Source organism: Streptomyces sp. NPDC047315 (assembly GCF_040643215.1).
Lineage (GTDB): Bacteria > Actinomycetota > Actinomycetes > Streptomycetales > Streptomycetaceae > Streptomyces.
Genome location: NZ_JBEYTZ010000011.1, coordinates 171,147 through 191,989, shown reverse-complemented (window position 1 = coordinate 191,989; position 20,843 = coordinate 171,147). Strand labels below are relative to the sequence as shown.

Annotated in this window: 19 protein-coding genes; 10 read left to right on the top strand and 9 right to left on the bottom strand. The window is 71.9% G+C overall.

Features of this window, described 5'->3' with window-relative positions:
- Nucleotides 1-2: 2 nt before the first annotated feature.
- The 3 genes from ABZ842_RS15600 to mce form a co-directional block, all read right to left on the bottom strand.
- The gene (locus ABZ842_RS15600; RefSeq protein ID WP_361537185.1) at nucleotides 3-941 is read right to left on the bottom strand and encodes a cellulose-binding protein; all 939 of its coding nucleotides are present in this window, start codon (nucleotides 939-941) and stop codon (nucleotides 3-5) included.
- 146 nt (nucleotides 942-1,087) lie between these two features.
- A complete protein-coding gene (gene scy, locus ABZ842_RS15595) occupies nucleotides 1,088-4,939 on the bottom strand; it encodes a polarized growth protein Scy (RefSeq protein WP_361537184.1) in 3,852 nt (1,283 codons plus the stop codon).
- 167 nt (nucleotides 4,940-5,106) lie between these two features.
- Nucleotides 5,107-5,535, bottom strand: a complete 429-nt coding sequence (gene mce, locus ABZ842_RS15590; protein ID WP_361537183.1) for a methylmalonyl-CoA epimerase — start codon at nucleotides 5,533-5,535, stop codon at nucleotides 5,107-5,109.
- Between the two features lie 156 nt (nucleotides 5,536-5,691).
- Here mce and ABZ842_RS15585 point away from each other — a divergent pair, with 156 nt between their 5' ends.
- Both ABZ842_RS15585 and meaB read left to right on the top strand, forming a co-directional pair.
- Entirely contained in the window at nucleotides 5,692-6,894 is a 1,203-nt protein-coding gene (locus ABZ842_RS15585) for an acetyl-CoA C-acetyltransferase (protein WP_361537182.1), read from the top strand.
- A gap of 68 nt (nucleotides 6,895-6,962) precedes the next feature.
- On the top strand, nucleotides 6,963-7,928 hold the full coding sequence (gene meaB, locus ABZ842_RS15580) for a methylmalonyl Co-A mutase-associated GTPase MeaB (RefSeq protein ID WP_361537181.1): 966 nt from the start codon (nucleotides 6,963-6,965) through the stop codon (nucleotides 7,926-7,928).
- A 597-nt stretch (nucleotides 7,929-8,525) separates the two neighbouring features.
- Here meaB and ABZ842_RS15575 read toward each other — a convergent pair.
- Nucleotides 8,526-9,077 (bottom strand): PepSY domain-containing protein, encoded by a 552-nt coding sequence (locus ABZ842_RS15575; RefSeq protein WP_361537180.1) that lies wholly within the window; start codon nucleotides 9,075-9,077, stop codon nucleotides 8,526-8,528.
- A gap of 126 nt (nucleotides 9,078-9,203) precedes the next feature.
- Here ABZ842_RS15575 and ABZ842_RS15570 point away from each other — a divergent pair, with 126 nt between their 5' ends.
- Nucleotides 9,204-9,887, top strand: coding sequence for a response regulator transcription factor (locus ABZ842_RS15570; protein WP_361537179.1), 684 nt, complete (start codon nucleotides 9,204-9,206; stop codon nucleotides 9,885-9,887).
- Complete coding sequence (locus ABZ842_RS15565) at nucleotides 9,884-11,308, top strand: HAMP domain-containing sensor histidine kinase (RefSeq protein ID WP_361537178.1); 1,425 nt, start codon at nucleotides 9,884-9,886, stop codon at nucleotides 11,306-11,308. The genes ABZ842_RS15570 and ABZ842_RS15565 overlap by 4 nt, the downstream gene beginning before the upstream one ends.
- Before the next feature lie 15 nt (nucleotides 11,309-11,323).
- Here ABZ842_RS15565 and ABZ842_RS15560 read toward each other — a convergent pair whose 3' ends face one another.
- From ABZ842_RS15560 to ABZ842_RS15545, 4 genes are all read right to left on the bottom strand, one after another.
- Complete coding sequence (locus tag ABZ842_RS15560; RefSeq protein ID WP_361537177.1) at nucleotides 11,324-11,800, bottom strand: MarR family transcriptional regulator; 477 nt, start codon at nucleotides 11,798-11,800, stop codon at nucleotides 11,324-11,326.
- Between the two features lie 217 nt (nucleotides 11,801-12,017).
- Nucleotides 12,018-12,767, bottom strand: a complete 750-nt coding sequence (locus ABZ842_RS15555; RefSeq protein WP_361537242.1) for an AIM24 family protein — start codon at nucleotides 12,765-12,767, stop codon at nucleotides 12,018-12,020.
- A gap of 32 nt (nucleotides 12,768-12,799) precedes the next feature.
- Complete coding sequence (locus ABZ842_RS15550) at nucleotides 12,800-13,453, bottom strand: AIM24 family protein (protein WP_361537176.1); 654 nt, start codon at nucleotides 13,451-13,453, stop codon at nucleotides 12,800-12,802.
- Nucleotides 13,454-14,092 carry an AIM24 family protein gene (locus ABZ842_RS15545; protein WP_361537175.1) on the bottom strand — a complete coding sequence of 213 codons (639 nt, stop codon included), beginning with the start codon at nucleotides 14,090-14,092 and terminating at the stop codon, nucleotides 13,454-13,456. It lies immediately after the preceding gene.
- 163 nt (nucleotides 14,093-14,255) lie between these two features.
- Here ABZ842_RS15545 and ABZ842_RS15540 point away from each other — a divergent pair, with 163 nt between their 5' ends.
- The 4 genes from ABZ842_RS15540 (at nucleotide 14,256) to ABZ842_RS15525 (ending at nucleotide 17,634) form a co-directional block, all read left to right on the top strand.
- Entirely contained in the window at nucleotides 14,256-14,603 is a 348-nt protein-coding gene (locus ABZ842_RS15540; RefSeq protein ID WP_361537174.1) for a DUF3817 domain-containing protein, read from the top strand.
- Between the two features lie 192 nt (nucleotides 14,604-14,795).
- Nucleotides 14,796-15,305 (top strand): MarR family transcriptional regulator, encoded by a 510-nt coding sequence (locus ABZ842_RS15535; RefSeq protein WP_361537173.1) that lies wholly within the window; start codon nucleotides 14,796-14,798, stop codon nucleotides 15,303-15,305.
- Nucleotides 15,306-15,379: 74 nt separating this feature from the next.
- Complete coding sequence (locus ABZ842_RS15530; protein ID WP_361537172.1) at nucleotides 15,380-15,706, top strand: DUF3817 domain-containing protein; 327 nt, start codon at nucleotides 15,380-15,382, stop codon at nucleotides 15,704-15,706.
- Nucleotides 15,707-15,933: 227 nt separating this feature from the next.
- On the top strand, nucleotides 15,934-17,634 hold the full coding sequence (locus ABZ842_RS15525) for a methylmalonyl-CoA mutase family protein (RefSeq protein WP_361537171.1): 1,701 nt from the start codon (nucleotides 15,934-15,936) through the stop codon (nucleotides 17,632-17,634).
- A gap of 61 nt (nucleotides 17,635-17,695) precedes the next feature.
- Here the strand turns inward: ABZ842_RS15525 and ABZ842_RS15520 are convergent, their stop codons facing one another.
- On the bottom strand, nucleotides 17,696-18,295 hold the full coding sequence (locus ABZ842_RS15520) for a TetR/AcrR family transcriptional regulator (protein WP_361537170.1): 600 nt from the start codon (nucleotides 18,293-18,295) through the stop codon (nucleotides 17,696-17,698).
- A 230-nt stretch (nucleotides 18,296-18,525) separates the two neighbouring features.
- Here ABZ842_RS15520 and ABZ842_RS15515 point away from each other — a divergent pair, with 230 nt between their 5' ends.
- On the top strand, nucleotides 18,526-19,503 hold the full coding sequence (locus tag ABZ842_RS15515; protein WP_361537169.1) for a tetratricopeptide repeat protein: 978 nt from the start codon (nucleotides 18,526-18,528) through the stop codon (nucleotides 19,501-19,503).
- 579 nt (nucleotides 19,504-20,082) lie between these two features.
- Entirely contained in the window at nucleotides 20,083-20,736 is a 654-nt protein-coding gene (locus tag ABZ842_RS15510; RefSeq protein ID WP_361537168.1) for a DUF6230 family protein, read from the top strand.
- Nucleotides 20,737-20,843: the final 107 nt, after the last annotated feature.

Below are 20,843 nucleotides of genomic sequence, written 5' to 3'. Positions count from 1 at the left end.
GCTCAGCGGGACTGCTGGGCCGGAACGCCGCGGGAGATCGGCTCGTCGTCGGCGGGCGCGCCCGCCGCGGCCACCGCGGCACCGGTCAGCGTCGCCAGCATCTCACGGACGTTGGTCAGCTGCGCGTTGATCGAGTCGCGGCGGTTGGTGAGCGCCGCCAGCTCGCGCTCCGATTCGCTGCGGATCCGGTCGGCCTTGGCATTGGCGTCGGCCACGATGTCCTCGGCCTGGCGCTGCGCGGTCTCCACCGTCTGACGGGCCCGGCGCTCCGCGTCCGTACGCAGCTTCTCCGCCTCCAGGCGCAGCTGCTCCGCCCGGTGCTCGATCTCCGCCAGGCGCTTCTCCGCCTTCGCCTGACGGGACGCCAGGTCGCGCTCGGACTGCTCGCGACGCTTCGCCAGGTTCGTCTCGAAGTCGGCCGCGGCCTGGGCCGCCTTGGCGCGCGTCTCCTCGAAGAGCGCGTCGGCCTCCTCGCGCTTGGACTGCGCGTCCTTCTGCGCGTCGGCACGCAGCTGGGTCGCGTCGCCCTTCGCCTTCTCGACGATGCGGACGCCCTCGTCCTCCGCCTTCTGCTTGCGGTCGGCGGCGAACTGCTCGGCGTCGTTGCGCACCTGCTGCGCCGCGGACTCGGCCAGCTCACGGTGCTGCTCGGCGGCGCGGCGAGCCTCCTCGCGCAGGTCCTTCGCCTCCTCCTCGGCGAGGCGGAGGATCTTCTCGACCCGCGCACCGAGGCCGGCGTACGACGGCTCCGCGTCGGTGACCTGCGCCTGGGCGTTCTGCGTTTCGAGGTGCAGCTCCTCGATCCGCTTTTCCAGCGAGGTGATTCGGGTCAGAGCACTGTCACGATCGGCGACGAGCTTGGTAATGCGGTCATCCACCTGACCGCGGTCGTAACCACGCCGCACGAGCTCGAAGCCGAAGGGGGAGGAAGTGTCGCTCATGGGGTTCCTGTCGAATGAGACCGGTGAGGTGATAGAGGGAATCCTAGGGGCCGAAGCGGTGTGTCATCGAGCGGATACGGGTTTGATCTGGAGAATGTGCAGCCTTTTGAGTGGCTGGGCCCCCGACTTGGGCGCAGAAACGGTCCTCAGTCCCCCGTCGACTTGCCGCCTGAGCGGGTAACTCCCGCTGAGGCACCCGCTTTGACGCCCCCTGAGGAGCCGCCCGAGGACTTGCCGCCCGCGGGCGGCCCCTCGAACGACTCCAACGCCTCCAACACGTCCTGCACCCGGGAGATCTCCGCCTGGATGTCCTGACGTCGACGGGTGAGGACGTCCAACTCCCGCTTGCCGTCGCCGACGAGCCTGCGCCCCTCGGCCTCCGCCTCGGCCTTGATCCGCTCGCCCTCGCGGACCAACTCGGCCTTCTTCGACTCCGCTTCCTTGAGCAGGCCCTCGGCCTTCTTCACCGCGGCGATGCGCACCCGGCCCGCCTCCGACGACGCCTCGGACAGCAGCTCCTTGGCCTTCTCCGCCGATTCGTTGCGCTGCTCGGTGGCCGCCTTCACCAACTGGTCCACCCGTTCGCCGGCCACCTTCATCTGCTCCGCGGTCTCCCGGCGCGCCCGCTCGTGCAGCTCCTCCACCTCGCCCTCGACGCGCACCCGCAACTCGTCCGCCCGCTCCCTTATCGCGGTGGAGTCCCGACGCGCGCCCACGAGCAGTTCGTCCGCGTCCGCCCGGGCCCGCTCCACCAGGGAGTTGCCCTCCACGGTCGCCTCGGAGACCAGCCGCTCCGCCTCCTTGCGGGCCGCGCCCACCATCGTGTCGGCCTGCTTCTCCGCCTCCAGGGCAGCCCGCAGGGCCTCCTCCTGCGCCTTGTTGACCAGGTGGTCGGCCTGCTGGGCGGCGTCCCGGCGCCGCTTGGCCGCCGCGTCCCGCGCCTCGTCCACGACGCGGTCGGCCGCCGTACGGGCCTCGGCCCGCACCCGTTCGGCCGCCCGCTCCGCCTCCGACTTGGCCTGCTGCGCCTCGGCCCGCAACCGCTCCGCGACCTGCTGCGCCGCGGCCACGGCCTCCGCCGCCTCCGCCCGCAGCCGCTCCGCGTCCCCACGGGCCTCGGCCACCAACTGGTCGGCCTGGGACGCCGCGTCCGCGCGCCGCTTGTCCGCGGACTGCCGCGCTTCGTCGAGGACCTCCTGCGCCTCGGCCCTGATGCGCTCGTTCTCGGCCGTCGCCTCCGAGACCAGCCGGTCCGCCTGGCCCGCCGCCTCCGAACGGATCCGGTTGGCGTCGTCACGGGCCTGCGCCCGGGTCCTGGCCGCGTCCTGCTCGGCGGAGGCCACCGCGTCGGACGCCTCGGTGCGCATCCGCTGGGCGTACTCGGCGGAGTCCGCACGCAGCCGCTCCGACTCGGCGATCGCCTCGTTGACGGTCCGCTCGGCGAGCGCGGTCGCCGCCTCCGTCTCCTCCTGGGCGCGGGCCCGCAGCTGCGTCGCGTCGTCCGTGGCGCGCTCCAGCGCCGCGTGCGCGTCCGCGCGCACCCGGTCCGCTTCCTCCTGCGCTTCCGTACGGGTGCGCTCGGCCGCGTGCTCCGCGGCGGAGCGCAGGCCGGCGATCTCCTGCTCCGCCTGCTCGTGCAGCCCCGACACCGCATCCCGCACCTGCTTCGCGGTCTGCTCGGCCGCGGCGATCGCCTCCGTGGCGTGCCGGTCCGCGTCCTCCGCCAGCCGCTGGGCCTCGGCCTGGGCCTCCTCGACCCGCTTGCGCGCCGAGCCGAGCAGCTCCTCGCTCTGCTCGCGCGCCCGGTCGCGCTCCTGGTCGGCGTCGTCGCGCGCCGCCTTCAGGATGTCCTCGGCCTCACGCCTACGGCGTACGGCCTCCTCCTGCGCCGCGGCCAGTGCCTCCTGCGCCTGGGCGCCGAGCCGGTCGGCCGCCGACGCGGCTTCGGCGCGCAGCCGGTCCGCAGTGTCCTGCGCCTCGTTCTTGAGCTGTTCGGCCTCGGCCGCGGCGTCGCCGCGCAGCCGCACCGCGACGTTCTCCGCCTCCGCGCGGGCCGTCGACGCGTCCGCCGCGGCCTCCGTACGCAGCCGGTCGGCCTCCTGCCCGGCCTGCTCCTGCAACGCACGGACGCGCTCGGCGGCCTCCGTGCGCAGCCGCTCGGCCTCCTCCGACGCCTCCCGCCGCAGCCGCTCGCCCTCGGAGCGCGCCTCCTGAAGGCCCTGCTCCGCGGACTCCACCCGCGCCTCGGCCTCCGACTGGAGCCGGGCGAGCTCTTCGGCGGCCTCCTCCTGACGGGCCGCCAGCGTCTGCTGGGTCTCCTCGCGCAGGGTGGCCGCGGCCGACTCGGCGGCGGCCCGCATCGCGTCCGCCTGCTCCTCGGCCTCCACCCGCAGCCGCTCGGCCTCCGTGCGGGTGCGCTCCAGCGTCTCCTCGGCCTGCCGGCGCAGCGTCGTCGCCCGCTCGATGGCCTCGGTGCGGATCCGCTCGCTGTCGCTGCTCGCGCCCGAGCGCAGCTCGTCCGCGTCCGTACGGGCCTTGGTCAGCAGCTCCTCGACGGTGGACGCCGCCTCCTCGATCTGCTGCACCGCCTCGCGACGGGCCTCGGTGCGGATCCGCTCGCCCTCCGAGACCGCCTCGGAGCGCAGCTGCTCCGCCTCGCCGCGCAGCCGGCGCGCCTCCTCCTGGAGTTCGACGGTCCGGGCGCGGTACTCCTTGGTGTCGTCCTTCGCGGCGCCCTTGAGCTGGTCGGCCTGCTCGGCGGCCTCCTCGCGGAGCCGGTCGGCCTCCGCCTCCGCCTCGCGGCGCAGCCGCTCGGCCTCCTCGCCGGCCTTGCGGGTGGTCTCCTGGGCATCCTCGGACGCCTTGTTCAGGACCTCCTCCGCGTCCCTGGCGGCCTTGGCGATCGCCGCGGCGGAGTCCTCGGCCGCGATCTGACGTGCCTTCTCGCCCGCCTCGGCGAGTTGCTTCTCCGACTGCGAGCGGGCGTCGGTGAGCACCTGCTCGGCCTCCGCCTTCACGGCTTCGGCCTCGGTGGTGGCCTCGGCGACCAGCCGGGCGATCTCCGCCTTGGCGGTGCGGTTGCGCTGCTCGGCCAGGGACTCGGCGTTCGCCAGCTGCCGGCCGGCGGACTCCTTCGCCTCGGTGACCAGCCCTTCGGCCTGGGCCCTGGCCTCCCGCAGCCGGTCCTCGGCCTCCTGGAGCCGCTGTTCGGCGCTGCGGCTCAGCTCGCTGGCCTGCTGCCGGGCCTGGTCGGACTCGGCGGTGGTGGTGGAGCGCAGTTGCTCGGCGTGGGCGGTGGCCTCCTGCGCCTGGGCCGACGCCGCGTTCAGCATCCGCTCGGCGTCCCTGCGGGCCCGGTGCAACAGGGCCTCGGCCTCGCTGCGGGCGGCCTCCGCCTCCGAGCCGACCCGCGAGCGGGCCTCGTCCATCAGCCGCTTCGACTCGGCGCGGGCCTGGCCCAGCGACTGCTCGGCCTCCGCCCGGGACTCGTCCAGCAGCCGCCTGGCCTGCGATTCGGTACGGGCCCGCAGCTGCTCGGCCCAGGCGACGTTCTCGTTGACGTGCGCCTCGACGGTGCGACGGCGCTCGGCCAGCTCCTGGTCGAGCCGCTGGCGGCGCTGGTTGGCCTCGGTGTGCAGCTCGGCCTGGAGGCGGGCCTGGTGCTCCGCGTGCTCCTGCAGCAGCCGCTGCGCCTGGGCGCGGACCTCGCGCAGCTCGCGTTCCGCGTCCGAACGCATCTGGTCGACCTGGACCTGCGCGTTGCGCAGCATCTGCTCGGCCTGATAGCCGAGGTCCTGGCCGTCGTAAGCGGGGCGGGACGCGAGTGCGCGGCGCGCCTCGTGGAGCTTGGCGCGCAACACCTCGACCTGGTAGCCGAGGTCTTCGGCGTGCTGGACGGCCTTCTCACGGTCGGTCTTCAGCCGCTTCATCTCGGCTTCGAACCGCGAGAGGTGGTCGTCCTCAGCCCGGTGACTCTCCTGGCGTTCGTAGCCCCGCACTACGCGGTCCCATCCGTCCCCTGGTCGCAACTGATCCCGCACAAGCGCCGTCCGCTCGTGGACGGCCCCCCGGGGAATGGTGACAGAACAATATGAGAGGACGCGTCGCGGCCCCGACCCGGCCCCGGCCCGGAATCGCCCACTCTACCGGGCCGGGTAACCGGAGGTCAGTGCTCCGTTGCAGAGGTGACGAGTTCGGTCAGAACGCCGTGGCAGTCCTTGGGGTGGAGGAAGGTGATCCGGGAGTCCATCGAGCCCCGGCGCGGCTGCTCGTCCAGGACCCGGATCCCCTTCTGTCGGATCGCCTCCGCGTCGCCGGCGACGTCGGCCGTGCCGAAGGCGATGTGGTGGACGCCCTCACCGTTCTTGGCCAGCCACTTCCCCACGGGGGAGTCCTCGCGGATCGGCTCCAGGAGCTGGAGGTAGGAGGCCCCGCCGTCGGAGGTCTCGTTGATCTTGAGCATGGCCTCGCGTACGCCCTGTTCCTCGTTGACCTCCGTGTGGAAGACCTCGAAGCCGTACGTGGCCCGGTAGAACTCGACGGTCTCGTCGAGGTCGAAGCAGGCGATCCCGATGTGGTCGATACGCGTCAACATGGAAACAGTGGAACGGCACCGCGACGGTTACGCAAGGTGCGCGCCGTCACACCGGGCGCACGGTGACCCCGGGCCGTACCGCTCAGTACATTGAGGTGAACCATCGTTCACTCCTCGGCGTCAGAGCTCGCAGGCTTTCTAAAGGGGATCGCTCACATGTCAGGAAACACCGGCACCACCACAGTGATCGTCTCGGGCGCCCGCACGCCCATGGGCAGGCTCCTCGGCTCGCTGAAGTCCTTCTCCGGTGCGGACCTCGGCTCCTTCGCGATCAAGGCGGCCCTGGACCGGGCCGGCATCGGCCCCGACCAGGTGCAGTACGTGATCATGGGCCAGGTGCTCCAGGCCGGTACCGGGCAGATCCCGGCGCGCCAGGCCGCGGTCAAGGCGGGCATCCCGATGAGCGTGCCCGCGCTGACGATCAACAAGGTCTGCCTCTCCGGCCTCGACGCGATCGCGCTCGCGGACCAGCTGATCCGGGCCGGCGAGTTCGACATCGTGGTCGCCGGCGGCCAGGAGTCCATGACGAACGCGCCGCACCTGCTGCCCAAGTCCCGCGAGGGCTACAAGTACGGCGCCGTGGAGATGCTGGACGCCATGGCCCACGACGGCCTCACCGACGCCTTCGAGGGCATCGCGATGGGCGAGTCCACCGAGAAGCACAACACCCGGCTCGGCATCCAGCGCCCCGCGCAGGACGAGTTCGCCGCCGGGTCCCACCAGCGGGCCGCCGCGGCGCAGAAGAACGGCCTCTTCGACGCCGAGATCACCCCCGTCGAGATCCCGCAGCGCAAGGGCGAGCCCGTCGTCTTCGACCGGGACGAGGGCATCCGCCCGGAGACCACCGCGGAGGGCCTGGCCCGGCTGCGGCCCGCGTTCGCCGCGGACGGCACCATCACCGCCGGCACCTCCTCCCAGATCTCCGACGGCGCCGCCGCGGTGGTCGTGATGAGCCGCGCCAAGGCGGAGGAGCTGGGCCTTGAGTGGATCGCCGAGATCGGCGCCCACGGCAACGTCGCGGGCCCGGACAACTCCCTCCAGTCCCAGCCGTCCAACGCGATCCTGCACGCCGTCGGCAAGGAGGGCATCGGCGTCGACGACCTCGACCTCATCGAGATCAACGAGGCGTTCGCCGCGGTCGCGGTGCAGTCAATGAAGGACCTGGGGGTGTCCCCGGAAAGGGTGAACGTCAACGGCGGAGCGATCGCGCTGGGCCACCCCATCGGCATGTCCGGCGCGCGGATCGTGCTGCACCTCGCGCTGGAGCTGCGGCGCCGCGGCGGCGGCGTGGGCGCGGCGGCGCTGTGCGGCGGCGGGGGCCAGGGCGACGCGCTGATCGTCCGCGTCCCGGCCAAGTAGGCCGCGAGCGCCGTTCCGTACGCACCCGTACGCACCCGTACGCATTCCGAGCACCGAGGAGCTGAGCCATGGTGGACGTCGCGGAGCTGGTCGCCCGGGCGAGGGAGGGCCGGCCGCGCGCCGTGGCCCGGCTGATCTCGCTGGTGGAGGGGGCGTCCCCGCACCTGCGCGAGGTGATGGCCGCGCTCGCGCCGCTGACCGGCGGGGCGTACGTGGTGGGCCTGACCGGCTCGCCCGGCGTCGGCAAGTCCACCACCACGTCGGCGCTGGTCACCGCGTACCGCAAGACGGGCAAGCGGGTCGGCGTGCTCGCCGTCGACCCCTCGTCCCCCTTCTCCGGCGGGGCGCTCCTCGGTGACCGCGTACGGATGTCGGAACACGCGTCGGACCCCGGCGTCTACATCCGCTCGATGGCCACCCGCGGCCACCTCGGCGGGCTCGCGTGGGCCGCGCCGCAGGCGGTGCGCGTCCTCGACGCGGCCGGCTGCGACGTGATCCTCGTCGAGACCGTCGGCGTCGGCCAGTCCGAGGTCGAGATCGCCGCGCAGGCCGACACCTCCGTGGTGCTGCTCGCGCCCGGCATGGGCGACGGCATCCAGGCCGCGAAGGCGGGCATCTTGGAGATCGGCGACGTGTACGTGGTGAACAAGGCGGACCGCGACGGCGCGGACGCGACGGCGCGGGAGCTGAACCACATGCTGGGGTTGGGGGAGGCGCGCGGCCCCGGGGACTGGCGGCCCCCGATCGTGAAGACGGTCGCCGCGCGGGCGGAGGGCGTGGACGAGGTCGTCGAGGCGCTGGAGAAGCACCGCGCGTGGATGGAGGAGCGGGGGGTGCTGGCGGAGCGCCGCCTGCGGAGGGCGGCGGGGGAGGTGGAGACGATCGCGGTCACCGCGCTGCGGAGCCGGATCGCGGACTTGGCGGACCTCCACGGCGACAGCCGCGTGGGCGCGCTGGCGGCGCGCGTCGTCTCGGGCGAGCTGGACCCCTACGGCGCGGCGGACGAACTGGTGGCGAGCGTCACCAGCGCGTAGCGCGTGCTTGCGCTTGGCAGCGCGGGCGCCGTGGTGCGACCTGCTTGTGCCCGCCTGCGGGCTGTCCGGGGCTGTTCGCGCAGTTCCTCCCCCTACGCCCAGAGGGCGTGGGGGGACCCCCAGCGCCCCCAACCTCCCGCCGTTGCCCTGCGGCGTCGTTGGTTCCTGCGGACCGTGGGTGGCTTGTCGCGCAGTTCCCCGCGCCCCTGGACAACCTCGCCGTTGCCCTGCGGGAGCGTTGGTCTCTACCAGCCGGTGGGTGGCTTGTTCGCGCAGTTCCCCGCGCCCCTAAATGCCCACGCGCTCTGGGCGTAGGGGGCGGACCTGCGAGAGCAACCATTCACGGTCCGCAGGAACCAACGCACCCGCAGGGCAACGGCGGGGGTTTTAGGGGCGCGGGGAACTGCGCGAACAAGCCCCACCGGGCCGCAGAGACCAACGCTCCCGCAGGGCTATGGCGGGATTGTCAGGGGCGCTGGGGCCCCCACGCCCTCCGGGCGCAGGGGGCGGAAGTGCGCGACAAGTCCCACCGGGCCGCAGCGGTGGACGCGCCCGCGGTGTTGCGGCGCGCACGTCACGCCGGCCCGCGAGCGGGGGTCAGTCGTCGTCGCGGTCCGGCGTCGCCTTCGCCGTCTTCGCGTCGACGTGGACCTCGTGCGAACCGCCGTCCTTGCCGCGGACCTCGACCTCCCAGCCGTCGTCGTCGAAGTCGATCTCGGTGACCGTGCCGGGGTGGAGCGCGAGGGCGGCGTCAGCGGCCTGCTGGGACGTGACCTTGACGCCCTTGGGCGCGTCGTCGCGGTCATCGTCCCGGTCGTCGCGGTCATCGTCGTCGCGGTCGTCGTCATCCGCGTCATCCCGGTCCGTGACGCTCACCTTCCCCGACTCCGCGTCGACCCGCACCTCGCTCTCCTTGCCGTCGGTGCCGCGGATCTCGACGTCCCAGCCGCCGTTGTCGTCGTCATCGCGATCCACCGACTCCACCGTGCCCGGGACCTCGGCCAGCGCCGCCTTCGTCGCCTCATCGACGGAGACCTTCGCGGGGACCTTCGCCGCCGCGGGGTCGTCGGTCGCGGCCACCGCCGTGTAGGCGCCGCCGGTCAAAAGTGCCGCTGCCACGGCGGTGGCGATCACGATCTTGCGCTTCATGGAGGGGTCCTCCCCATCGAGGTGGTGCGTCGTTGACTGGACGACCACCAATCTGGCGGGGGGACCCTGAACGCAGCCTGAAGCCGCCTGAAGGGATCTTCAGCTTCGGTTTGCGACCCTTGGCGCATGCGTTTGCTGATCGTGGAGGACGAGAAGCGGCTGGCCCTCTCCCTCGCCCGGGGCCTGACCGCCGAGGGGTACGCCGTGGACGTGGTCCACGACGGCCTGGAGGGGCTGCACCGGGCCGCGGAGGGCGCGTACGACCTGGTCGTCCTCGACATCATGCTGCCCGGCATGAACGGCTACCGCGTCTGCGCCGCCCTGCGCGCCGCCGGCAACGAGGTGCCGATCCTGATGCTGACCGCCAAGGACGGCGAGTACGACGAGGCCGAGGGCCTGGACACCGGCGCCGACGACTACCTGACCAAGCCCTTCTCGTACGTCGTCCTCGTCGCCAGGGTCAAGGCGCTGCTGCGCCGGCGCGGACGCGGCGGCGGGTCGCCGGTGCTGCTCGTCGGCGACCTGCGGGTGGAGACCGCGGCCCGCCGGGTGTTCCGCGGCGCGGACGAGGTCGCGCTGACGGCGAAGGAGTTCGCGGTCCTGGAGCAGCTCGCCGTGCGCGCCGGGGAGGTCGTCAGCAAGGCGCAGATCCTGGAGCACGTGTGGGACTTCGCGTACGACGGCGACCCCAACATCATCGAGGTGTACATCAGCGCGCTGCGCCGCAAGGTGGGCGCCCCGCGCATCCAGACCGTGCGCGGCGCGGGCTACCGCCTCGTCGCCCCGCCCGAAGCGGGTGGCGGGCGATGAGGTCCGTACGGGCGAAGGCCGCGCTCGGCGCCACCGCGGTCGTCGCCGTCGCCCTGGTCCTCGCCGGCGCCGCGGTGCTCCTGGTGCTGCGCGCCTACCTCTCCGACCAGGCGGAGCTCCAGGCCGAGGTCACCGCCAGGGAAGTCGCCGCGCAGGTCGCGCGGGAGGGCGACACGGCGAGCGGCACGCTGACGATCCCGTCCACGGACGACCGACCCGTGCAGGTCGTCGACGAGGACGGGCGGGTCGTCGCGGTCAGCGACGAGTTGGAGCGGATCTCCGGCACCGGAGCGAGCGGCGTGAAGCCCGAGCCGCTGCCGCCGGGCGAGGACGACGACGACGGCGACCGGGAAGACCAGGACGCCGACGACCCCGAGCGCGGCGAGGTCTCCGCAAAGGAGCCGCGGTTCGTCAAGGGCGCGGCGACGGTGGACGGGGACTCCGCCGACTACGTCTTCGCCGCCGTGGAGGCGACCACGGGCGCCGGCCGCACCGTCACGGTCTACGCGGGCGCGCCGCTCACCGTGGAGCAGGACGCCGTGGGGTCGGTGCGCGAGGCGATGCTCATCGGCCTGCCGCCGCTCCTCGTCGTCGTCGCATCGGTGACCTGGCTGGTGACCCGGCGCGCGCTGAAGCCGGTGGAGGACATTCGCGCCGAGATGGCCGCGATCACCGCTTCGGAGGATCTGACGCGGCGGGTGCCGGAGCCCGCCACCGGGGACGAGGTGGCCCGGCTCGCCGCAACCACCAACGAGACGCTGGCGGCGCTGGAGGCGTCCGTGGAGCGGCAGCGGCGGTTCGTGGCGGACGCCTCGCACGAGCTGCGCAGCCCGATCGCCTCGCTCCGCACCCAGCTGGAGGTCGGCGAGGCGCACCCGGAGCTGTTGGACGTGCCGGGCGCCGTGGCGGACACCGTACGGCTCCAACAGCTCGCCGCTGACCTGCTGTTGCTGGCCCGGCTGGACGCGGGGGAGCAGCCGGGGCGGACCCGGCTGGACCTGTCGGCGCTGGTGCGCGAGGAGGCGTCGCAGCGCGCCGGAGACCGGGTGCCGGCGGCCGTGGACGTGCCGGACGGCGTCGAGGTGGCCGGCTCGCACGGGCAGCTCGCCCGGGTGCTGGGCAACCTCCTCGACAACGCCCAGCGGCACGCCCGGGCGTCGGTCGAGGTCTCCGTCCGGCGCGAGGGCGACTTCGCGGTGCTGTCCGTCGCGGACGACGGGACGGGCGTGCCGGACGACGAGCGGGAGCGGATCTTCGAGCGGTTCGTACGGCTCGACGACGCCCGCTCGCGCGACGAGGGAGGCGCGGGTCTCGGCCTCGCCATCGCGCGGGACGTCGCACGGCGGCACGGCGGGACGCTCACGGTGGAGCGGTCCCCGGCGGGCGGCGCGCAGTTCGTGCTGCGGCTGCCCGCGCTGTGAGGAGACGGCGTCGGGTCAGAGTTTGCCGCGCTGCCCGCGCAGGTGGTCCACCACGGGAAGCAGCGAGTCCCGCAGGCCCGTCAGGGCCTCGGGGGACATCAGGTCGATGAAGTGCCGGCGCACGGATGCGACGTGGTGGGGCGCCACCCGGCGCATGGTCGCGATGCCGTGTTCGGTGAGCACCGCGAACAGCCCGCGGCGGTCCGACTCGCAGTTCTCCCGGCGTACCAGGCCCGCGTTCTCCATGCGGGTGATCTGGTGGGAGAGGCGACTCTTGGACTGGAGCGTCGCGGCGGCCAGGTCGCTCATCCGCATCCGCAGGTCGTCGGACTCCGAGAGGTTGACCAGGATCTCGTAGTCGTTGAGGGTCAGGCCGAACGGCTGGAGGTCCCTTTCGAGCTGGTGCATCAACAACCTGTTGACGTCCAGGTGGGCACGCCAGGTGGTCTGCTCGTCATCGGTGAGCCAGCGGGTGGCCGTCTCGGTCTCCATATGTGGATTCTACCTAAAGAAGTTGAAAGACGGACTATTTTTGGGTCGGAAGATCGTCGGGGCGGAAAGTCGTCGGTCCGGGGGGCCCGGAGGGTTCGCAGGGTTCGGTCCACGGGGCCTGCGGAGCGCCGTGCGCGGCAGCCCGTCGTGTGAATGCGCAGTGTACGCAGCACGCGAGGGGGGTTTGGCTACGGTGTCACGCTCCGCATGCCTCCGTTCACAGCCCGAAGCGGCGTTGGAGGTCGCCCAGTTGACCCGGCAGGCGCGGTGCGGAGCCGTGCTGCCCCTGCCCCCCGCCGTGCCCCGACGGCACGCCCGCCTGCGCCGGCGGCTCCCCCGTCGTCACGTCGGGCAACAGCGCCTCGGAGGACTGCAGCAGCACCGTCCCGGCACCCACGAAGTCGAACTGGTGCTCCTCGCCGGACGCCCCGCCGATGCCCGTCAGCGCGCGCACCCCGCCCATCACCCCCGTCATGTACCCGTGGTCGTAGTGGTGACAGGGCGAGGGGCAGTCCGCCCACCCCACCAGCGCCTGCGGATCCACCCGGATCGGGGGCTCCATGAAGACCACCGGACCGTTCGAAGCGGCCACGAACTTCCCCGTGCCGATCAGGGTCAGGAAGCCCGGCACGATCGACTGCTTCAGCGCCAGCGACGGCTGGTAGGCCAGCAGGTTCCCGGCGCGGATCGTCAGATTGCCCTCGTCCAGGTCGAAGGAGTTCACGTCGAACGCCCGGTCCGCCAACAGCATCTTGCCGCTGCCCTCGGCCACCACCCAGTCGCCCGCGTGCAGCGGCGAGTGGAACGAGGTGCGCAGCAGCCGGTCGAGCCGGCCGTGCCCGATGCCGTTGAACTCGATCTGCCCGTAATAGGCGATCATCTTGCCCTTCTGGAGGAACCACTGGCTCCCCTTCAGTTCCACACAGAAGGTGTACGGGTTGACGTTGTCGTCGCTCGGCAACGTCATCGGATCAAGGGCCACGGGGCCGCTCGGAACGGTCACAGCTTCTCCTCCGACGCCTGGACGTACACCGCACCGCTGCCGCTGAGCTCCAACTGGAACGCCTCGCCCGAGCCGCGCCCCACCATGTCGCGCCAGCCGAGCGCGGTGGAGAGCTTGTTCCGCACGTCGCCGTGGTGCGCCACGTACGCCTGCGGGTCCACGTGGACCGGGCGCCCGGGGGCGATCGGCAGCTCGACCACGCCGCCGTGCGCCATCACCGCGACCGCGCCGTGGCCGCGCAGCGTGGTGGTGAACAGGCCCTGGCCGCTGACCTGGCCGCGCACCATGCCCATGACCCCGCCCTGCGAGCCCATGAACATCGTGCCCTGCTCCAAGGTCCCCTCGAAGGCGAGCAGCCGGTCCGCCTCCACGTACAGGGTGTCCCCGGTGAGGTGGACGACCTGGACGTGGTGGCCGCCGTGTCCGAACATCACCGTGCCGCTGCCCTCCACCGTCATCAGCGGGGTGGCCTCGCCGGCGACCCGGCGGCCGATCATCGAGGCGATGCCGCCCCGGCCGCCGGCGATGTTCGGGGTGAAGCTGACGTCGCCGCGGTAGGCGATCATCGCGCCGCGCTGGCTGAACAGCCGCTGCCCCGGGGCGACGGTCACCTCGATCAGCCTGGAGTTGATCTCCCGGAAGGAAGACACCTAGACGTCGCCCCCGATCGTGTTGCGCTCGCTGGGCTGCACGTAGACGAGTCCGTCGCCCTCGAAGCGGATCTGGAACGCCTCGCCGCCGCCCTCGCCCATGAAGGTGCGGAAGGTGACCCCGGACTGGAAGTTCTGGCGCAGGGAGCCCTGGTGGGCCACGTACGCGCCGGGGTCGACGGAGAGCGGGTACTGCGGGGTCACGCGCAGCACCACGGCCGGGCCGTCCGAGGTGATCGCGACCTGGCCGCTGCCCTCGACGGTGGTGGTGAACAGGCCGTTGCCGCTCGCCCCGCCGCGCAGGCCGGTGAAGGTGGTGCCGGTGCGCAGCCCGCCGTCCGTCGCCAGCAGGTTGCTGGACTCGACGTACAGTTTGTCGCCGCGCAGCGCGACGAGGTTGATCTCCGACGCGCGGTCCGCGAAGAAGCAGGTGCCCTGGCCCTTGACCTCCATCAGCGTCATCTGTTCGCCGGTGAGCCGGCGGGTCACCATGCCGCGGATGCCCTCGCCGCCGCCGGTGAGCTTCTTGAAGGCCATCTGGCCGTCGTACGCGACCATCGACCCGTTCTTCGCCTTGACGGCGTCGCCGGTCATGTCGACCGCGAGCACCTTGCTCCCCTGGAGTCGAAACGTTGCCACGGAGCGACCGTATCCGGCGCAACCCGGTACGAACAGGTACTCAAGGAGGATCACGGCGTCGTAGCCCCACCCCGGACAAAGGCTTGGCAAAGGAGGCTGGCAGAATGGGGCAGCGCTTGTGAGCGCGTTCACAAGATCGTCTCCCATCGAAGGTGCATCCGCCGTGGACATCAAGACCGCCTCGTCCCTCCACCGTCTCCGCCTCGTCTCGGCGCCGGAGGCCGTCTCCTTCATCCTGTTGATGATCGCGTCGGTGCTGAAGCGCACCACGGACTTCAACGCGGTGCCCGCGCTCGGCATGATCCACGGCATCCTCTTCATCATCTACGTCCTGTTCTGGGCCGACGCCTGGAACCGCACGAAGTGGGACCTGAAGACCGCGGCGCTGTACTTCGTCCTCTCGGTGCTGCCGTTCGGCGGCTTCGTGGCGGAGCGCAAGCTCAAGCGGGCGGCGGAGGACGAGGTGATCGCCTCCCGCGCGCGCCGCGAGGGCACGGTGAACCCCGCGTAGTCCGCGACGCGCTCCCGACGGGCCCGCGACGGCCCGCTCCGGCCCGCGACCGGGTCTGCGACTTCCGACCGGCACCCCCGACCGCCGGTCGGCGACCCCGCCGAGCACTGCGCTCGGCGGGGTCTTCTCCGTCCTGGATCGAAAGGTGAGACGGGGCTGAGCGCGGGAGGGCCACTGGGTAGGGTCGGGCGCGTGTCCAAGCCGCTCAGCCTGTCCTTCGATCCGATCGCCCGCGCCGACGAGTTGTGGCGCCAGCGCTGGGGGCCCGTGCCCTCGATGGCCGCGATCACCTCGATCATGCGGGCCCACCAGATCCTGCTCGCCGAGGTCGACGCCGTCGTCAAGCCGTACGGCCTGACCTTCGCCCGGTACGAGGCGCTGGTGCTGCTGACCTTCTCCAAGGCGGGCGAGCTGCCTATGTCGAAGATCGGCGAGCGGCTGATGGTGCACCCCACGTCCGTGACGAACACCGTGGACCGGCTGGTCAAGTCCGGCCTCGTCGACAAACGGCCCAACCCGAACGACGGCCGGGGCACCCTCGCCTCCATCACCGAGAAGGGCCGCGAGGTGGTCGAGGCGGCCACCCGGGACCTGATGGCGATGGACTTCGGGCTGGGGGCGTACGACGCGGAGGAGTGCGGGGAGCTCTTCGCGATGCTGCGACCGCTGCGGGTGGCTGCGCGGGACTTCGACGAGGCGTGAGCCGCGGGCCCGGCGGCCCGCGGGCTGGACACCCCGGGCGCGGGGTGGTATCCGGGCCCCGTTAGGCTCGGCCCATGAAACAAACCGTGCTGACCCGCTACCGGGTGATGGCCTACATCACCGCCGTCTGGCTGTTGGTGTTCACCGGGGCCATCGTGTTGAAGTACGGCTTCAGCACGGGCGACACCATGGTGATCTCGCAGATCCACGGCGTCCTCTTCATCGTCTACGTGATCTTCGCGTTCGACCTGGGGTCCAAGGCGAAGTGGCCCTTCGGCAAGCTGCTGTGGGTGCTGGCGGCGGGTTGCATCCCGGTGGCCTCCTTCTTCGTCGAGCCCAAAATCACCCGCGAGGCCCAGGCCCTGATCGCGGCAGGGTCGCCCGAGCCCGCGAAGGCGTAACCCGAGCCCCTCGCGAGCCGTAGCCGGTTGCGGCTTCTTCGCGCCTGCGGCCCGGTGGTGGGCTTGTCGCGCAGTTCCGCCCCCTGTGCCCTGCGGTCACGGGGGGACCCCCAGCGCCCCCAGAAGCCCGGGCCGCACGGGGCAAGCTCGCCCCGCACCCGCACCCGCAAGCACAGCGCAGCGCACTCGCATCGACATTTAGTTGGACGTCCTAGTAAATTGGTTCCATGGACGCCGACGCCATTGAAGAGGGCCGCCTCCGCTGGCAGGCCCGATACGACAAGGCCCGCAAGCGCGACGCGGACTTCAGCACGCTCTCCGGGGACCCCGTGGAGCCGGTCTACGGGCCGCGGCCCGGCGATGCGTACGAGGGGTTCGAACGCATCGGGTGGCCGGGTGAGTACCCCTTCACCCGCGGGCTGCACCCCACCGGCTACCGCGGTCGCACCTGGACGATCCGCCAGTTCGCCGGCTTCGGCAACGCCGAGCAGACGAACGAGCGCTACAAGATGATCCTGGCCGCCGGCGGCGGCGGGCTCTCCGTCGCGTTCGACATGCCCACGCTGATGGGGCGGGACTCCGACGACCCCCGCTCGCTCGGCGAGGTCGGCCACTGCGGCGTGGCGATCGACTCCGCCGCCGACATGGAGGTCCTCTTCAAGGACATCCCGCTCGGCGACGTCACGACCTCCATGACGATCAGCGGCCCGGCCGTGCCGGTCTTCTGCATGTACCTGGTCGCCGCCGAGCGTCAGGGCGTCGATCCCGCCGTGCTCAACGGCACCCTCCAGACGGACATCTTCAAGGAGTACATCGCCCAGAAGGAGTGGCTGTTCCAGCCCGAGCCGCACTTGCGGCTGATCGGGGACCTGATGGAGCACTGCGCCGCCGGCATCCCCGCGTACAAGCCGCTCTCCGTCTCCGGCTACCACATCCGCGAGGCCGGGGCGACCGCCGCGCAGGAGCTGGCGTACACCCTCGCCGACGGCTTCGGATACGTGGAGCTCGGCCTCAGCCGCGGCCTGGACGTGGACGTCTTCGCGCCCGGGCTCTCCTTCTTCTTCGACGCGCACCTCGACTTCTTCGAGGAGATCGCCAAGTTCCGGGCCGCCCGGCGGATCTGGGCCCGCTGGATGCGCGACGTGTACGGCGCCAAGAGCGACAAGGCGCAGTGGCTGCGCTTCCACACCCAGACCGCGGGCGTCTCGCTCACCGCCCAGCAGCCGTACAACAACGTCGTGCGCACCGCGGTGGAGGCGCTGTCCGCGGTCCTCGGCGGCACCAACTCGCTGCACACCAACGCACTCGACGAGACCCTCGCGCTCCCCAGCCAGCAGGCCGCGGAGATCGCCCTGCGCACCCAGCAGGTGCTGATGGAAGAGACCGGCGTGGCCAACGTCGCGGACCCGCTCGGCGGGTCCTGGTACGTCGAGCAGCTCACCGACCGCATCGAGGCCGACGCCGAGAAGGTCTTCGACCAGATCAAGGAGCGCGGACGCCGGGCGCACCCCGACGGCCAGCACCCGATCGGGCCCATGACCTCCGGCATCCTGCGCGGCATCGAGGACGGCTGGTTCACCGGTGAGATCGCGGAGTCCGCGTTCCGCTACCAGCAGTCGCTGGAGAAGGGCGACAAAAGGGTCGTCGGCGTCAATGTGCACGAGGGCTCGGTCACCGGCGACCTGGAGATCCTGCGGGTCAGCCACGAGGTCGAGCGCGAGCAGGTGCGCACCCTGGCCGAGCGGCGCGACCGGCGCGACGACGCGGCGGTGCGCGGCGCCCTGACCGCCATGCTGGTGGCCGCGCGCGACGGGGCGAACATGATCGGGCCGATGCTCGACGCCGTACGCGCGGAGGCCACCCTGGGCGAGATCTGCGACGCGCTGCGCGACGAATGGGGCACGTACACGGAGCCGCCCGGCTTCTGACGCCCGAGCCCGGCCTCCCGGCCCGGGTCCAGCAGGGCCCGGGCCGGTCCGTTCCGGGCCGTCAGAAGCGTCCCAGGCCCAACAGCAGCAGGGCCGTGAAGTCGCTCGCCCACGCCTCGTCCACCGGCTCCGCGCTCACCAGCGCGCGGTGGACGACGGCGCCGGCGATCACGTCGAAGATCAGGTCGGCCCGGAGCGCGGCCCGCGCCGGGTCGTCCTCGTACGGCAGCTCCCCGCGGGCCTGCGCCCGCGCCCGGCCCTCCAGGACCAGGCGCTTTTGCCGGTCCACGATCGCCGTGCGGATGCGGTGGCGCAGCGCCTCGTCGCGGGTGGCCTCCGCCACCACGGCCATCAGCGCCGTCCTGGCCTCCGGGCGCTCCAGCAGCGCCGCGAACTGGAGGACCACGGCCTGCACGTCGGCGGTGAGGCTGCCGAGGTCGGGCAGGCGCAGCTCGTCGAAGATCACGGCCACCGCGTCCACCACGAGTTCGTTCTTGTTGGACCAGCGCCGGTACAGCGTCGTCTTGGCGACCCCGGCGCGGGTGGCCACGTCCCCCATGGTCAGCTTCGACCAGCCGAGGTCCACGAGCGCGGCCCGTGTGGCGTCGAGGATCGCGGTGTCGGTCCCCGCGCTCCGGGGACGGCCCGTACGGCTCTGCATGCCCGAGACGATACCGGCGGGTAGGAGGATCGCTGTGAGGCAGTTCACGGGAGGCGTCCCACCCGGCACCCGGCGGGCACAGTTACGCTACGACCCGTAGCGAAAGCCGTGATCGGCTCTCCGCGACAACCACCGGCGCAGGGTGGGGACCGTGCGCCAAGACAGGCCCTCAGCCTCCGAGCTTTCGGGGTGCTTTTCACTTGCGCGCGCGAAGGGGGGAGGATGTACTCATGCAGCCTAGGAACATGTCCATGAGCGGCGTCGTCGACCTCGCCGCGGTGAAGGCGGCCAACGAGGCCAAGGCCAAGGCGGAGCAGGCGCGGGCCGAGGCCGCACGCCAGGGCGGCGGCGGTGCCGTGACCCCCTCCGACCTGGTGATCGACGTCGACGAGGCGGGCTTCGAGCGCGACGTCCTGCAGCGCTCGACCGAAGTCCCGGTCGTCATCGACTTCTGGGCCGAGTGGTGCGAGCCCTGCAAGCAGCTCGGGCCCCTCCTGGAGCGGCTGGCGACGGAGTACAACGGCCGTTTCCTGCTCGCCAAGATCGACGTGGACGCCAACCAGCTGCTGATGCAGCAGTTCGGCGTGCAGGGCATCCCCGCGGTGTTCGCCGTCGTCGCCGGGCAGGCGCTGCCCCTCTTCCAGGGCGCCGCCCCCGAACGCCAGATCCGGGACACCCTGGACCAGCTCATCCAGGTCGCCGAGCAGCGCTTCGGCCTGACCGGCATCGCGGTCGCCGCGGAGGGCGGCGAGGGCGAAGGTCCCGCCGCCCCGGCCCCCGAGCCGGTCGGACCGTACGACGCGGCGCTGGCCGCGGCCGTGCAGGCGCTGGACGCGGGCGACTTCGCCGGCGCGGTGCAGGCGTACAAGAACGTGCTGTCGGAGGACCCCGGGAACACCGAGGCGAAGCTGGGGCTCGCCCAGGCCGAACTGCTCGGCCGGGTCAAGGACTTGGACCCGAACGAGGTGCGACAGGACGCGGCGGCCCGGCCGGACGACGTGGCCGCCCAGGTCGCCGCGGCCGATCTGGACCTGGTCGGCGGGCACGTGGAGGACGCCTTCGGGCGGCTGGTCGAGACCGTGCGCCGGACCCGCGGTGAGGACCGGGACGCGGCGCGCGTACGGCTGTTGGAGCTCTTCGAGGTGGTCGGGGCCGACGACCCCCGGGTGACCGCGGCCCGTTCGGCGCTGGCCCGCGCGCTGTACTGAGTACCGTAGGAGTGCGCCGTTTTTTGGCGCAGTGACGAAGCACCGCCCCTCTTTGTCAAATCTTGGCAAAGAGGGGTGCTGTTACTCGCAGTAAATCAACTCGCTCCGGCTGTCCGCCTTTTGGTGCTCTTGCCCCGCTATGCCGTGGAGAGCCGGTGCACCCTGTGTGCCTGCGCGGGAACACGTGGCCGGTGTGTGGTTATCGGGTCGTTACTCGTCAGTAATGAAGCCCCTTGTGTCGAGGCCGTGAATGGACCACGATCGGCGACGCTCGGTCCAATACTGCACCGGCCCGGCTCCCCGGCCGTGCCCGCGGTCCTGGGTCCCCACCGGGCCGGCCGGCACACCGCCGGACGCGGACAGGGGGGTTCCTGCCGAACGGCAGGGCCTGTCCGACCCGAGGTTGCGCATGACGCGTCAGGCGCGATCAGTGGTTGTCGCTCGGGGGTGATCGCCGGTGTTTCGGTCGCGGTACGCGCCTGGACTCGCGGGCGCTCTTCTTCCCGGGGACGTAGCGCTTCTCCCACCTCGTGACGGACGGGTCCGTCTCGGGGTGTACGTCCGAGAAGGAGGAAAGTCATGGAGTCGATGACTCGTGGCGGAACCAGATGGAAGCGGTTCGCCCTAGTCATGGTGCCGAGCGTGGCGGCCACGGCCGCCATAGGCATCGGGCTGGCACAGGGGGCGCTCGCCGCGTCCTTCGCGGTGTCCGGCCAGGAGTTCAAGGTCACGGCAGGCAAGCTCGACGGCACCGGGTTCGCGCAGTACGGCGGCCTGGACATGGGCTACAAGAAGATGGACGGCGACGAGAAGACCCAGCACCCGGTCGCCATCTCGACGTTCCAGTCGGCGACCATCAAGAACATGTGCCAGTCGGTCGTCACCGACGTGCCGTTGTTGGGGAAGATCACGCTCCAGCTCCGTGCGGGCGAGGGGAAGAAGACGGTCGAGGCGGAGAACCTCTACCTCGACATCTCCGAGCTCGACGGCGACGCCAAGTTCACCAACATTGACATCGGTGTCGCGGCGAAGGACACCGACTCGCGCAAGGGCGGCAAGGGCCCGATCGTGAAGGACAAGGTCCTGCCCAACAGCTTTGCGCAGCAGGCCGATCGAGCCGTGCTGACCGGCGTCAAGCAGAAGGCGTGGGCGACCACCGCCGGCACCTTCAAGCTGGGCGGCCTGAAGATGCGTCTGCACAAGGGCGACGGCCCGAAGGTCGAGTGTTACTGACGGTCGACCGCCCGGGCGGGCGGTGACGCCTCAGGGGGCTTTTGAAAGATCCGTCAGAAACCCCCTCACGGCGCCGGCCGCCCGCCCACTCTCCACCCAGCGACACC

Bases quoted from the DNA above. Each gene is read 5' to 3' on its own strand.
- ABZ842_RS15600 (WP_361537185.1), bottom strand. From the start codon at position 941: ATGAGCGACACTTCCTCCCCCTTCGGCTTCGAGCTCGTGCGGCGTGGT.
- mce (WP_361537183.1), bottom strand. From the start codon at position 5,535: ATGTTGACGCGTATCGACCACATCGGGATCGCCTGCTTCGACCTCGAC.
- ABZ842_RS15585 (WP_361537182.1), top strand. From the start codon at position 5,692: ATGTCAGGAAACACCGGCACCACCACAGTGATCGTCTCGGGCGCCCGC.
- meaB (WP_361537181.1), top strand. From the start codon at position 6,963: ATGGTGGACGTCGCGGAGCTGGTCGCCCGGGCGAGGGAGGGCCGGCCG.
- ABZ842_RS15575 (WP_361537180.1), bottom strand. From the start codon at position 9,077: ATGAAGCGCAAGATCGTGATCGCCACCGCCGTGGCAGCGGCACTTTTG.
- ABZ842_RS15570 (WP_361537179.1), top strand. From the start codon at position 9,204: ATGCGTTTGCTGATCGTGGAGGACGAGAAGCGGCTGGCCCTCTCCCTC.
- ABZ842_RS15565 (WP_361537178.1), top strand. From the start codon at position 9,884: ATGAGGTCCGTACGGGCGAAGGCCGCGCTCGGCGCCACCGCGGTCGTC.
- ABZ842_RS15560 (WP_361537177.1), bottom strand. From the start codon at position 11,800: ATGGAGACCGAGACGGCCACCCGCTGGCTCACCGATGACGAGCAGACC.
- ABZ842_RS15555 (WP_361537242.1), bottom strand. From the start codon at position 12,767: ATGACGTTGCCGAGCGACGACAACGTCAACCCGTACACCTTCTGTGTG.
- ABZ842_RS15530 (WP_361537172.1), top strand. From the start codon at position 15,380: ATGAAACAAACCGTGCTGACCCGCTACCGGGTGATGGCCTACATCACC.
- ABZ842_RS15525 (WP_361537171.1), top strand. From the start codon at position 15,934: ATGGACGCCGACGCCATTGAAGAGGGCCGCCTCCGCTGGCAGGCCCGA.
- ABZ842_RS15520 (WP_361537170.1), bottom strand. From the start codon at position 18,295: ATGCAGAGCCGTACGGGCCGTCCCCGGAGCGCGGGGACCGACACCGCG.
- ABZ842_RS15515 (WP_361537169.1), top strand. From the start codon at position 18,526: ATGCAGCCTAGGAACATGTCCATGAGCGGCGTCGTCGACCTCGCCGCG.
- ABZ842_RS15510 (WP_361537168.1), top strand. From the start codon at position 20,083: ATGGAGTCGATGACTCGTGGCGGAACCAGATGGAAGCGGTTCGCCCTA.